We start from the raw sequence: 13,481 nt of genomic DNA on the forward strand, positions 1-13,481 counted from the left end.
AAGTGCTTTATTTTCTTACAGTAAGACTCTTATTCTACTCGGTTACGCAGCATCTGCCTATACCAAGGCTCAATTGTCTCACGACGTTTACTTTCAAAACGCCAGTTATTGCCATCAAGTAAGATTGTTATTTGGCCATCACTTCCAGTGTCTAACCAACTAACACCACTATCGGTATAGGCCTGAACGACTTCCGGTGCGGGCATTCCCCACTGGTTTAGTTTTGCCGTTGAAGCAATAGCCAAGCTAGGCTCAACAACATTGATAAACATAGGGTTAGAAGAGGTTTTGCTTCCATGATGCGGCACTAGCATTACATCACTGCGCAGCTTTTCTGGCTCTCGAAGCAGTATCCATTCGCTGATGGCTTCGATATCACCAGTAAACAACATTTTAAAACCTGTACTAGGGTCTTCCAGACTGATGACACAAGAGTGGGGGTTGTATGCACGTACTACAGGTTTAGGAGGCCAAAGTACCTCCATGTTCAATCCTTGCCACTTCCATTTTTCACCAGCGATGCAAGGCTGATAATGTAAAAAGCTCTGGCTGCTTAGTTTGTGTTTAGGTGAAAAGTACTGTTCGATCACTTTTCGGCCACCAGCATGGTCATTATCAGCATGACTTAAAATCATCGTATCGACAATTGAGTAGCCTCTGCGATGCAGTACTGGCCTAATCACTTGCTCAGCTATACTGCCGTTTTGCCAAGCTTTGCCCGTATCATAGAGTAAAACTCTACCCTCTTTTTCAACCAGCACCGCCAACCCATGCCCGACATCAAGCACATCAATACGCCAAGTTTGGCTATCTTGCTTAGGAAACAGCCCTGTCATCACAACAATTACACAGACAAACATCCAAACGTAACGAGGCATAACATGTCTTAAAACGAGCACGGCACTCACTACAGCAATAACAAATGTCCACTCGGCACTAATGGGTTGCCAAGTTCCTATGGCATATCGAACCGACCAACTTAGTGGTACAAGGAACACGTCAAGCAAACACCATAGAACCGTCGCCAACATAGGAAAGAGCAATGACGCAATTAAAGCAGCAAACATGATTGGAACGACAACAAAGCCAAACCAAGGAATGAAAACCAAATTGTAGACTAAAGAAGACCAGCTAAATCCAGAGAAAAAATAGCCACTGATCGGGACAATCAATAAGCTCAGTATCAGTTGAGTCAACAGAAGTATCCGCAACTTTCCCAAACGACCTTCCTTCGAGTCTTGCACTGTGTTAACCGCAAACAAAACGGCACCAACGGATAAATAAGACAGCCAAAAACTCAAACTAAAAGAAGCAAAAGGTTGGAAGAAAAGTTGCAACGCCACAGCCAATAACAGTACGCGCCATGGACTCCAATGAACAAGCCAATACTTCAAAGCAATATAGATGATACAAACAGAAACGGCTCGGGTCGTCGGCAAAGAAAAATCAGCAAGCCAAGCGTAAACAATGGCAAACGCCAACCCACTCACTGATGGCAGAAACCAATATCGCGGCATAACAAGCCGAATAAGCCCACCAAGGGCGAGCCCAAACGTCAATGCCATCCCAATGTGTAAACCAGAAATCGATACAAGATGCAGTAATCCGCTGTCACGCAGAGACTGCCAATCCTCTTTGGTAAGCCCAGTGCGATCAGCAAAAGCCAGTGCTTTGATTAGAGCAAAGTGCTCAAGGCGAGAAATATCACGCTCAACAGTTTGAATAATCGACTCGCGCCAAGACGAAGAAGTACGAATGACCCAGTATGAATCTTTAGTTACGACCGCTCTTGCAACAACACCACTTCCCATTGACTGTTTTTCTGCGTCGAACCCCGCTTCATTTCTGAGGCCGATAATGGGCTTAATCAAAACGTTAGTCGTAAACTCACTGTTAACAGCTAGTGGGAATGGCGTTATAAGGCGGACTTTAGGTTTAAGAAAAGGTAACAGAGTGTGAGTATTCACTTGTTTTATCGCTACGACACCTTCATATCCGTGACTTATTTGCGTAAAAGAGCTGTCAACTCTACCAATTATGGTACTATTCTCACCTGCTTGAAAAAGGGCTTGTCTCTGATACTCCATAATATTGCCGTGGACGATGACAACCATAAAGCCCACAATTACGCCTATGCTAATTAAGCCTCGACGTAATTTAATTATTGAGCCAGTGGTAATTATTCCCAGCAGCAACCAACGCCAATCCGGCATCGTCGGCCACCATGCAGACGAAATTACGCTCGCGACAAATAACGCCAAGGTCCAACTTTTTTCTAAGAGAGTCATGTCGTCCTATGCCTAGAAAGCTGATAAAACGCTTCATGCCTGATCACGAAGTGATCAAACGCCAAAAAGCATTGAAGGTCTTCGGCAATGTGTTATACAACCCGAACCTTTGGTGCTTAAACCGTCGCTCTGCGTCAGGTGCTTTTGCCGTTGGCCTATTTATGGCGTTTGTCCCGCTTCCGAGCCAGATGATCATGTCTGCAGGTTTAGCCATTTTAATGGGCGTAAATTTACCTCTGTCAGTCGCTCTCGTTTGGGTCAGCAACCCTATTACCATGCCAGTCTTGTTTTACTTTGCTTACAAGCTCGGTGCATGGGTCATGCATGTTCCACCTCAGCCATTCCATTTTGAGCTATCTTGGGACTTTATCATGCAACAGATGAGCACGATTGGGCCTCCATTCCTATTGGGGTGCGCAATTTGCGGTGTGGGTTCTGCGATTATTGGTTATTTCGGTATTCGCGGATTGTGGCGCTACTCTGTCGTTCGCAGTTGGCAAAAACGAAAAGTAAGATAAGCGAATAAGACGCTAAAATCATTCGTTGCGACATGGCTTGAGGTTCAAACGACAATAAAGCTGAAACGAAATGTAAGCAAAGAATGAAAAGATGCTAATGAGTACAAAAAAGGACCATGAAAGGTCCTTTTTTGTATTTAGTGTACTTGGTAAAAGAAATCTTAGCCAACAACGATGTCTACGAGGCTAGCTTGCTTTCCTTAGTTACTTAGCACTCAAAACCGCGGCAGGGTTCAGTTTCGCTGCGCGAGAAGCTGGGTACCAAGTGGCCAATAGGCTTAATACGATAGCGGTGGTCGACACCAATGCAACGTCAGGCCAATGCAACTGCGATGGAAGAAAGTCCACAAAGTAGATATCACCCGATAAAAACTGGTGTCCTATTAAGCCTTCAAGCCCCTTAATGATTGGAGTTAAATTCAACGCAACCAACACACCAACAAGGCTACCGACAAGGCTACCAAACACTCCAGAAAAGACGCCCTGCCAAACGAAAATACGTTTAATCAGACCATCTTTTGCCCCCATCGTACGCAAAATCGCGATCTCTGCTGCGCGATCTTTCACTGCCATCATCAATGTCGAGACAATATTGAAACACGCCACACCAATCACTAATACCATGACCAAATACATGATCGTGCGTACCAACTGAATGTCACGGTAGAGAAAGCCAAACTGCTGCTGCCAACTCTTCAAATATACGTAAACATTCACAAGGTTGCCGACTTCTCGAACGATCGAAGGCGCATCAAGAACATCATCGGTTTTTAGAGAAATTCCAGTTACGCCGTCTCCTAAACGAGCGTATTGCTGCGCATCCGCCAGCGGAACTAAAGCCAATGAATGATCAATTTGGCCGTTCAACGTCAAAAAGCCCGCCACTTTGACTCGCACACGTTTTGGCGCTTGAACTTTATTCGTGCCACCCGTTTGAGGAATCATCAACGTGACGTAGTCACCGACTTGCACCTTCAACTCATTTGCAACCCCTCGACCTAAAATCACTTGTTGTTGGCCTGAGTAAAAGTTTTGCCATGCCTCTGGATCAATAAAGTCAGACATGCTCGACACCGCTTGCTCATACGCAGGATCCACACCACGCACTTCAATCGCCTTTAGTTTACTGCCTTTTTCGGCTAAACCTGTAAGGCGGACGTACGGTGCGGCAGCAACGACATGCTCATGTTGCAGCGCTTGGTTCATCGTCTTGGTGTAGTTCTGCAGTGGCCCGTTAACCCCTTCTAACTCACCATGAGGAATCACGGACAACACACGCGACTGAAGCTCACGCTCAAAACCATTCATCGCCGAAAGGCCAATGATGATCACCGCCACGCCTACTGCAATACCAATGGTTGAAGAAAGAGAAATGAACGACACCATTTTGTTGCGCTTTTTCGCACGGCTAAAGCGTCCACCAATCATCAATGCTAAAGAAGAGAACAAAACTAGCCCTCCACCGATGCAGATTTGGTCATCAAACGATCCACCAGAAGGCCATCTTGCATGTGCATCTGACGGTCCATTTTTGCTGCGAGTTCGTTGTCATGCGTCACCACCAAAAAGGCGATGTTCGACTCTTTGTTTAGTTCACGCATCAAATCGTAAATCGCCAAAGCCGTATTATGATCCAGATTACCAGTTGGTTCGTCAGCCAAAACTAAGTCAGGCTTGTTCACAAGAGCACGAGCAATGGCCACGCGCTGGCGTTCACCACCAGACAGCTCTGATGGGCGGTGATCCATACGATGGCTCAAGCCCACTTTCTCAAGCAGCGCTTTTGCCGCCTGTTTAGCTTCTGTCACTTTAATACCGCCAATCAGCAGTGGCATTGCGACATTTTCGAGCGCCGTAAAATCAGCAAGTAAGTGGTGAAATTGATACACAAAACCAAGATGTTTGTTGCGAAGAGCAGCCTGTTTATTGGAGCTTAACGCTGATAGGTTCTGCCCTAAAAAATCGACTTCACCTTGCGTTGCGTCGTCCAATGCGCCAAGGATATGAAGTAGCGTACTCTTACCTGAGCCCGATGAGCCCACAATAGAAACGAGCTCACCTTTATCGATATCAAAGCTCACGCCTTTCAACACTTCCGTATCCAACGAACCTTCTCGGTATACTTTACGAATATCACGACATTCTAATAGCTTATTCATAGCGAAGTGCCTCAGCAGGTTTAACAGAAGATGCTCGGTAAGAAGGATAAACAGTAGCAGCCAGACTCAGAGCAATCGCTAGCACTACCACTAATAGAATTTGGAAAGAATCAATCACAATTGGCAAATGCCCGCCAAAGCTGAACAGAGCCACGCCAGCCGATTCCAAAATGGCGTTGAGGTTGAGTGACAACGCCACGCCAACCGCTCCGCCGACAATAGCCCCAATCACACCACTACTTGCGCCTTGCACCATGAAAATCGTCATGACTTGCGATTGCGTCATACCCTGCGTTTTCAAAATCGCGACTTCAGATTGTTTTTCCATCACCACCATGATCAAAGCAGAAATGATGTTAAACGCTGCAACGCCAACAATGAGCCCCAGCATTAAGCCCATCATGTTCTTTTCCATTTTCACAGCTTGGAAAAGCTCACCACGTTGTACACGCCAATCACTCCACTGCCACCCTTCAGGCATCGGTTTATCAGCGAAATCCGTCACCATAAATGGGTCAGAGAAAAACACTCGCCAGCCAGATACGGTATCTTTGGGCAGGCGCATTAACTTAGCTGCATCCGCCATATTGACGATCATAAGCTGACCATCGACATCCGAACCGGTATTAAAAATACCAGCCACTGTGAAGTTGCGCTGACTAGGGATTCGACCAAGAGGGGTAAACTGCGTGGCGTTTGTCACCATTAAACGAACTTTGTCGCCAATAGAAACCTTAAGAGAGCGCGCTAAACTGTGGCCAAGAAACACTTTGTACTCTCCCGCTTGAAGAGAAGACAAACGACCCGCAATCAAATGGTTGGCAATCGGGTCGCCTTTCTTAGGCTCAATCCCAATCAAATAACCTGCCGTCAGTTGCGCCGAGCTTTGAATTACCGCCTCTCCGCGAACAACAGGTTCTGGCTCAGCAACATCCGACATCGCTTGAATGAATTGCGGCGCAGACTCCGTCAGTGGAGTGCGACCATCATGTTGAGAAATCACCGCGTGAGGAAGAACACCCAGAATGCGCTCTTTCAGTTGTGCTTCGAATCCGTTCATAACCGAAAGCACAGTGACCAATGCCATCACACCGATCGTGATGCCCGCCGTCGACATATAAGAAACAAATCGGCTAAACCTATCTCCGGAGCGTCCCCGAAGATATCTCAAGCCAATAAACAAAGAGATAGGATGATACATACAGGACAAACCAACTGGTTTTCTAATAAGGGCGATTGACCCTAGTTCTAAATAATAAGAGTTATCTTACCTTACTCTTCTCATGAAGAAGACAAGATAATCGCTAAATTTGTCAACGACATGCAATAAGTCTGCATTTAGGGCAAAAAGTTCAAACGCAGTAGTGGTAAACTTGATAACTTCATTCAGTTAGCGATAATCAGTGCCCTATCCCTCTTATTAGTAGTGAAATGAGAGTGCTCGCTGGCAACAAAGGACCGATTTATGACAGAGCAAGAATACTTCACCGTTCACCATAACCTCACCATTAACGTGGAAGCCTTGGGGACCGATTTTGCTTTGCCAGGCGAACAAACGTTTGTGTCAGAAATTCCTGCGCCTTTTATTGTCGCGAGCGAGTTCAGCCACTTAGATACATTGGCAGATAACGCACGCCTAGAGCTGCAAAATAAAGAGCTTAAACACGTTATTAGTTTGCTCGACACGCAAAACTCAAAGCTCAACTTACTGCTGAGCTTCATGTTGTCTCAACAAGATGATATTTCGGTTCGCTTCCAGACCACTCAATTTGGTGCAAGTCAGTTGAGTTACCGCTCATCAAGCCCAATTGAAACGGACCAATTTGTCCGAGTAAAACTCTTTCTTGACCATCCTGCTGCGGCAATTTACTGCTACGCTCAAGTCGTAGAGTGTGTCGCCTCTGAGCAAGGGTTCGTCGTCACTCTTAGATATAAAATGCTCAGAGAAGCAGACCAAGATTTGCTCATTAAAGCCGCTTTATATCAACAGCAAAAACTTTTACGTCAGCGCTCACTGGAGCGAGATAAAAAATAACTCCTATGACCAAAGCAACGATACTTTCCGTCACCAATCCAACAGAGCGTGGCGACAAAAAACAACTTGGCAACTTACCCGGTGCAGCGCTGCCACTCGCCATTGCCGAACTGGCCAAGCAGCATTCAAGTCACTCACTACTGGTTGTGCCAGATCCGCAGATCGCGTTGAAACTGCAAGCAGAAATCGAACAGTTTACCGACCAACCGGTAAGCCTTTTCCCTGATTGGGAAACGTTGCCATACGACAATTTTTCTCCACACCAAGAGATCATTTCTGACCGTATTGCTCGCCTATACCAACTGCCAAATCAACGTGGCGGCGTCACTATCGTGCCAGTCAGCACTGTTCTTCAGCGCCAATCTCCGCGAGAATTTTTGTTACAGCACACACTAATGGTCAAAACAGGCGATAATTTCTCGCTAGAAAACCTGAGAGTGCAACTAGAGAACTCGGGTTACCGTCATGTAGACCAAGTGTTTGGGCCGGGTGAATACGCGAGCCGAGGTTCGATTCTCGACTTATTCCCGATGGGCAGTGCTGATCCTTACCGTATTGACTTTTTCGATGATGAAATCGACACCATTCGCACTTTCGATCCAGAAAATCAGCGTTCTATCGAAGATATTCAGCAAATACAATTGCTGCCTGCGCATGAATTCCCAACGACGAAAGAAGCGATTGAAGATTTCCGTACTCGTTGGCGCACCCAGTTTGAGGCGAGACGCGAGCCAGAATCCATCTACATGCAAGTCACCAAAGGAACGTGGCCGGCAGGCATTGAATACTGGCAACCACTGTTCTTCGACCATACCGAAACCCTGTTCGACTACTTACCTGAAGATTCGCAGCTGATCACATACGGCAACATTGAAGCAGCCGTCGACACATTCTTAAATGACGTCGAGTATCGCTACGATCAAAAGAAAATTGATCCTCTACGTCCACTTCTTGCCCCACATGATTTGTGGCTCAAGAAAGACGAATTGTTTGCACACTTCAAACAACTTCCTCAGGCACAGCTCAGCCTAGAGAAAGTAGTGAAACGTGCGGGCCGCCAAAACTTAGCGGTACAAACACTGGCAGAACTTGGCGTTCAACAGCAAAACAAAGAGCCATTGTCTCGTCTGCGCCAATTCAGCGAACAATTTACGGGCAAAATCATCTTTTCCGTGGAATCGGAAGGTCGACGCGAAGCCCTGACTGAGCTTCTGCAAGGCATCAAAGTTCGCCCAGTGGTGCAAGAATCGCTGTATCACGCTTTGGAGTCAGACCACCGTTTCACGTTGATTCTTGGTTCAGCAGAACACGGGTTTATTCATGACGAGCTGAATTTCGCGCTGATATGCGAAAGTGACTTGCTTGGCGATCGCGTAATTCAACGCCGTCGCAAAGACAAAAAAGCCGTCAACAGTGACACTGTTATTCGCCACCTTGCCGAACTGAAACCAGGCCAACCTGTTGTTCATATTGACCACGGCATCGGCCGCTACATCGGTCTGCAAACCCTTGAAGCGGGGGGAATGAAAACCGAGTATGTGACGCTTGAATATCAAAACGACGCCAAACTTTATGTTCCCGTTTCCTCGCTAAACTTGATCAGCCGTTACTCTGGCGGCGCTGAAGAAACGGCTCCTCTGCACAAACTTGGCGGTGAAGCGTGGTCGAAAGCACGTCGAAAAGCAGCTGAGAAAGTACGCGATGTTGCAGCAGAACTACTTGATGTATACGCGAAGCGTGAGCTAAAACCGGGCTTTAAATTTGCCTTGGATCGTGGCCAATACGCGACCTTCAAGGCAACATTCCCGTTTGAAGAAACCGATGATCAAGCCATGGCAATCAACGCGGTGCTTTCCGATATGTGCCAAGCAAAAGCCATGGATCGCTTGGTGTGTGGTGACGTTGGCTTTGGTAAAACAGAAGTCGCCATGCGTGCGGCCTTTGTTGCTACGGACAACAGCAAACAAGTTGCCGTACTCGTGCCAACAACCCTGCTTGCTCAGCAGCATTTTGAAAACTTCCGTGACCGCTTCGCGAACTTGCCAATCCGAGTCGAGGTGCTTTCTCGCTTTAAATCAGCCAAAGAGCAAAAAGTGATTTTGCAAGATGTGGCGGATGGCAAAGTTGATATCGTCGTCGGTACGCACAAATTGCTCTCCAGCGACATCAAATTTAAAGATTTGGGTTTGCTGATTGTCGACGAAGAGCATCGCTTCGGTGTTCGTCAAAAAGAGAAAGTCAAAGCGATGCGCGCCGATGTGGACATTCTCACCCTAACGGCAACGCCGATTCCTCGTACGCTGAACATGGCAATGAGTGGTATGCGTGATTTGTCGATCATCGCCACACCACCAGCACGTCGTTTAGCTATTAAGACATTTGTTCGCGAACGTGAAGAGTCTGTGGTTCGAGAAGCCGTACTGCGTGAAATCATGCGTGGTGGTCAGGTTTACTTCCTGCACAATCAGGTCGAAACCATCGAAAAAACGGCAGAAGACTTACAAAAACTCATTCCAGAAGCCCGTATTACCGTGGCACACGGTCAAATGCGTGAACGCGAACTAGAACGTATCATGAATGATTTCTACCACCAGCGCTTTAATGTGTTGGTGTGTACCACCATCATTGAAACGGGTATCGACGTTCCGACGGCCAACACAATCATTATGGATCGTGCTGACAACCTTGGCTTGGCGCAACTGCATCAATTGCGTGGCCGTGTTGGTCGCTCTCACCATCAAGCCTATGCTTATTTGTTAACGCCACATCCAAAAGCAATGACCAAAGATGCCATTAAACGTCTCGATGCCATTGCTTCACTGGAAGACTTAGGCGCGGGCTTTACTCTGGCAACGCACGATTTGGAAATTCGTGGCGCTGGTGAACTGCTTGGTGACGAACAAAGTGGTCAAATTCAATCGGTTGGTTTTACACTGTATATGGAAATGCTTGAACAAGCGGTTGAAGCGTTGAAAGAAGGTAAAGAGCCATCATTGGATGATCTGCTTCGCGAACAAACAGAAGTGGAACTGAGAATCCCTGCGCTACTGCCTGATGATTACATTCCAGACGTCAATACGCGTCTGTCGATGTACAAACGAATTGCGAGTGTGAGCGACAGCGATGAGCTATCCGAATTAAAAGTTGAGCTGATCGACCGCTTTGGCTTACTTCCTGATGCCGCGAAGAACTTACTGGCTGTCTCAGAATTGAAATTTGCCGCAGGTAGTATTAAAGCGAAGAAGATAGAAGCCCATGATAAAGGTGGATTTATCGAGTTTTACCCTGATGCTGACATAAATCCAGCGTATTTAGTTAAACTCCTGCAATCACAGCCGCAAAAATTTGCAATGGAAGGTCCAACTAAGTTCAAGTTTAGCGTACCATTGGCGGACCGACGTAAACGCATTCAGTTTGTACAAGACTTACTGAATGATTTTAAACAGAATTTATTACCAACGAGCTAATAGTCGAATGAGAATATTGATCCCGTTATTGCTTCTATGTGTCTCAATGCCTTCTTGGGCTGCGCGTCAATTTGATATTGAAGTAATTATTTTCAAGCGAGCAGTCGACGCTGAAAGCACTACTGAATCTTGGCCAAACCAACTGCCTAAAATCGACATGGAAAATGTCGGCAGTTTGGACAGCGAAGCCTACCGCCGCTCTAAAGGCGTAACTCTGTTACCTCGCTCTTCTTTCCGCTTAAACGCACAAGAAGCGGCGCTGAACAATCATGCCGGATTTAAAGTGCTAAAACACGTAGCATGGCGTCAAGGTGATCGAGGTAAAGCAAGCGCGCCAATCTTTCGAATTGTAGGTGGTCGTGATTTCTCTGGCTCTTACAATGCAGATGGTAGCCCGATTAATGGCAATAACAGCTACTCTAGCGATGGCTATAACGAAGAAACCATCAACGGCCCACTGTATGAGTTAGATGGCAAATTCCAAATTTACGTGCAGCATTACTTGTTTGCAGAAACCACGCTGGATTTGCGTGAACCAAGCGTCCGTGAAGTTCGCTTTGAGTCTAAATCAACTGACCAGTTGAATGATGAACTCGGTGATGTTGACGGCAACGTTCAAGTGGGTAACCTCGCAGAAATCTCACCAACGGTGACTGAAGAAACCTTCTTAAAGAGCTACCGATTGGATCAAAAACGCCGCATGAAAAGCAGCGAAACGCACTACTTAGACAACCCTCTAATGGGAATGATCATCCAAGTGCGTCGAGTTAACTAAACTTCGACAGTTCTACAAAGCGCAGCAATCGCTGCGCTTTGTTTTATCTGCCACTTCATATCACCTAAACTCATTTAATCACAACCATGCCAGTAGTCACTCGGTTTGAAGCCTTAGCCTTTAAGCGAAGTAAACCCAAGCCAACAACTACAACGACCTAAGGAACGAAAGGTCATATCTCTAAAATCAGCAATGGAAGTCGTATTTGTTCATGAGCCCAGATTTTGAAATCATCACCCCTCGCCTAGCCCTTCGTCTTATCCCAGCAGATGACGCTCACTCGCTACAACGATTGCTCTCCCAATCCCCATCTTTGCATACTTGGCTTGATTGGTGTGACGCAGAAGTCTCGCTAAAAGATGCCCAAGACTTTCTACTAGCAACACGTTTAAATTGGGTCAAAACGGAAGCATTTGGTTTCGGTATTTATGATAGAGATAGCAATACCTTGCTAGGAATGGCAGCCGTGAATGAGCTTTACCATACGTTTAATATGGCGAGTATTGGTTATTGGGTAGCAGACCGTTACCAAAGACAAGGCTACGCTCAAGAGGCGATTAAAGCGTTGGCAGAATTTTGTTTTGCGAAACTGAGCTTAACTCGTATTGAAATCGTTTGTGATCCTGATAACAACGCCAGCCAAGCTTTGATCGAATCCGTTGGAGCAAAAAAAGAAGCCATCGCCAGAAATCGATTTATTTTCCATGGCAAACCAAAAGATGGCGTCGTGTATTCACTTCTGCCAACAGATTTGCTGTAAGACAGCGGTAAGCGTTGGAAGGTGTAAGCCTTATTTGGGACGGGACAAAACAGAAATAGAAAACCACCGACTTGCGGTGGCTTTTTCTATTCTATGGTTTCAACACTGAAACTGGCTGAATCGCCGATATTAGTGAAGCTTAAGGTTTGGACGCAATACACGGTTAATGCGGCCAACCAGCATCATCAAGCCTGTTTTGAACACGCCGTGAAGTGCCATCAAGTGCATGCGGTATAGTGAGATATAAACAACACGTGCAATACGGCCTTCAACCATCATCGACCCTTTGGTTAAGTTACCCATCAAGCTACCTACTGTAGAGAAGCGGCTTAGAGACACTAAAGAACCATGGTCTTTGTACACATAGTTTTTCAACTCACGACCATTTAGCTTCGCCACAATGTTGCTGAACGCTTGGCTAGCCATTTGGTGCGCAGCTTGCGCACGAGGTGGCACAAATGAGCCGTCTGGTTGTGTGCATTGCGCCAAGTCGCCGATAACAAAAATATCGTCATCACGCGTTGTTTGCAGTGTTCCTTTCACAACCAATTGGTTAATACGGTTTGTTTCTAGACCTGCAATGTCTTTGATGAAATCAGGTGCTTTGATACCCGCAGCCCAAACCATGATTTGCGCAGGAATCTTTTCGCCATCTTTGGTAGTTAGGCCGTCTTTCTCCGCCTTAGTCACCATCGTTGCTGTACGAACGTTTACACCCAGCTTAACAAGCTCTTGATGCGCCGCAGACGAAATACGTGGTGGCAATGCAGGAAGAATGCGCTCGCCCGCTTCAATCAGGTTAACATTCAGCTTGCTTGAATCTAGATCACCAAATCCGTAAGTGCGAAGTTCTTTCACGGCATTGTGCAGCTCAGCCGATAGCTCAACGCCCGTTGCACCAGCACCAACGATCGCGATATCCACTGTGCCGTTACCGTTTTTCGCATGCAGCTTTAGGAACTCATTGTTCATTTCTGTACGGAAACGGTGCGCTTGTTCTGGGCTATCTAGGAAAATACAGTTTTCGCGAACGCCTGGAGTGTTGAAATCGTTCGATGTTGAACCAATCGCCATCACTAGAAGATCGTATTCTAGCTCGCGGCTTGGCATAAGAAGTTCACCGTGCTCGTCTTTCAGCTCACTTAAAATGATCACTTTACGTTCACGGTCGATGTCTTGAAGGCTACCCATTTGGAAATCGAAGCTATGGTTTTTCGCATGAGCACGGTAGCTCAAAGCGTCAACACCTTCGTCCAAAGAACCCGTTGCAACTTCGTGCAACAGTGGTTTCCACAAGTGGCTCGCTTTACGGTCTACTAGCGTAATTTGCGCACGGTTCTTACGACCAAGAGTACGGCCAAGCTTAGTCGCCAACTCAAGGCCACCAGCACCGCCGCCTACAACGATAATGCGTGTCACAATGATTTTCCTCTACAAAAATGAATATATGGGGTTCAGCCCGATGTCTCACTCACAGCA

General features: G+C 46.5%; 10 protein-coding genes. 5 read left to right on the plus strand and 5 right to left on the minus strand.

The window, feature by feature from the left end:
• Positions 1-29 precede the first annotated feature (29 nt).
• A complete protein-coding gene (locus ACYJZR_RS10615) occupies positions 30-2,288 on the minus strand; it encodes a DNA internalization-related competence protein ComEC/Rec2 (protein ID WP_406964758.1) in 2,259 nt (752 codons plus the stop codon).
• Positions 2,289-2,296: 8 nt separating this feature from the next.
• Here ACYJZR_RS10615 and ACYJZR_RS10620 point away from each other — a divergent pair, with 8 nt between their 5' ends.
• Complete coding sequence (locus ACYJZR_RS10620) at positions 2,297-2,806, plus strand: DUF2062 domain-containing protein (protein WP_005456245.1); 510 nt, start codon at positions 2,297-2,299, stop codon at positions 2,804-2,806.
• 204 nt (positions 2,807-3,010) lie between these two features.
• Here ACYJZR_RS10620 and lolE read toward each other — a convergent pair whose 3' ends face one another.
• Genes lolE through lolC form a run of 3 tightly spaced genes read right to left on the minus strand, consistent with a single transcriptional unit; the run spans position 3,011 to position 6,166 of the window.
• Entirely contained in the window at positions 3,011-4,255 is a 1,245-nt protein-coding gene (lolE, locus tag ACYJZR_RS10625) for a lipoprotein-releasing ABC transporter permease subunit LolE (RefSeq protein WP_406964755.1), read from the minus strand.
• A 2-nt stretch (positions 4,256-4,257) separates the two neighbouring features.
• Positions 4,258-4,965 (minus strand): lipoprotein-releasing ABC transporter ATP-binding protein LolD, encoded by a 708-nt coding sequence (lolD, locus tag ACYJZR_RS10630; protein ID WP_023585383.1) that lies wholly within the window; start codon positions 4,963-4,965, stop codon positions 4,258-4,260.
• Positions 4,958-6,166: a lipoprotein-releasing ABC transporter permease subunit LolC gene (gene lolC, locus ACYJZR_RS10635; protein ID WP_029785234.1), complete on the minus strand. Its 1,209-nt coding sequence runs from the start codon at positions 6,164-6,166 to the stop codon at positions 4,958-4,960. The genes lolD and lolC overlap by 8 nt, the downstream gene beginning before the upstream one ends.
• Positions 6,167-6,430: 264 nt before the next feature.
• Here lolC and ACYJZR_RS10640 point away from each other — a divergent pair, with 264 nt between their 5' ends.
• The 4 genes from ACYJZR_RS10640 to ACYJZR_RS10655 all read left to right on the plus strand — a co-directional run bounded on the left by ACYJZR_RS10640 (position 6,431) and on the right by ACYJZR_RS10655 (position 12,002).
• Positions 6,431-7,000, plus strand: coding sequence for a PilZ domain-containing protein (locus ACYJZR_RS10640; RefSeq protein WP_406964752.1), 570 nt, complete (start codon positions 6,431-6,433; stop codon positions 6,998-7,000).
• Between the two features lie 5 nt (positions 7,001-7,005).
• Positions 7,006-10,467: a transcription-repair coupling factor gene (gene mfd / locus ACYJZR_RS10645; RefSeq protein WP_029822722.1), complete on the plus strand. Its 3,462-nt coding sequence runs from the start codon at positions 7,006-7,008 to the stop codon at positions 10,465-10,467.
• A 7-nt stretch (positions 10,468-10,474) separates the two neighbouring features.
• Positions 10,475-11,242: a peptidoglycan binding protein CsiV gene (locus tag ACYJZR_RS10650; protein WP_021449347.1), complete on the plus strand. Its 768-nt coding sequence runs from the start codon at positions 10,475-10,477 to the stop codon at positions 11,240-11,242.
• Positions 11,243-11,453: 211 nt separating this feature from the next.
• A complete protein-coding gene (locus ACYJZR_RS10655) occupies positions 11,454-12,002 on the plus strand; it encodes a GNAT family N-acetyltransferase (RefSeq protein ID WP_005481806.1) in 549 nt (182 codons plus the stop codon).
• 129 nt (positions 12,003-12,131) lie between these two features.
• Here ACYJZR_RS10655 and ACYJZR_RS10660 read toward each other — a convergent pair whose 3' ends face one another.
• Positions 12,132-13,421 (minus strand): NAD(P)/FAD-dependent oxidoreductase, encoded by a 1,290-nt coding sequence (locus tag ACYJZR_RS10660; protein ID WP_005456272.1) that lies wholly within the window; start codon positions 13,419-13,421, stop codon positions 12,132-12,134.
• Positions 13,422-13,481 lie beyond the last annotated feature (60 nt).

It is taken from the genome of Vibrio sp. RC2502 (assembly GCF_054850435.1).

Bases quoted from the DNA above. Each gene is read 5' to 3' on its own strand.
- ACYJZR_RS10655 (WP_005481806.1), top strand. From the start codon at position 11,454: ATGAGCCCAGATTTTGAAATCATCACCCCTCGCCTAGCCCTTCGTCTT.
- ACYJZR_RS10650 (WP_021449347.1), top strand. From the start codon at position 10,475: ATGAGAATATTGATCCCGTTATTGCTTCTATGTGTCTCAATGCCTTCT.
- ACYJZR_RS10640 (WP_406964752.1), top strand. From the start codon at position 6,431: ATGACAGAGCAAGAATACTTCACCGTTCACCATAACCTCACCATTAAC.
- lolC (WP_029785234.1), bottom strand. From the start codon at position 6,166: ATGTATCATCCTATCTCTTTGTTTATTGGCTTGAGATATCTTCGGGGA.
- ACYJZR_RS10620 (WP_005456245.1), top strand. From the start codon at position 2,297: ATGCCTAGAAAGCTGATAAAACGCTTCATGCCTGATCACGAAGTGATC.
- mfd (WP_029822722.1), top strand. From the start codon at position 7,006: ATGACCAAAGCAACGATACTTTCCGTCACCAATCCAACAGAGCGTGGC.
- lolD (WP_023585383.1), bottom strand. From the start codon at position 4,965: ATGAATAAGCTATTAGAATGTCGTGATATTCGTAAAGTATACCGAGAA.
- ACYJZR_RS10615 (WP_406964758.1), bottom strand. From the start codon at position 2,288: ATGACTCTCTTAGAAAAAAGTTGGACCTTGGCGTTATTTGTCGCGAGC.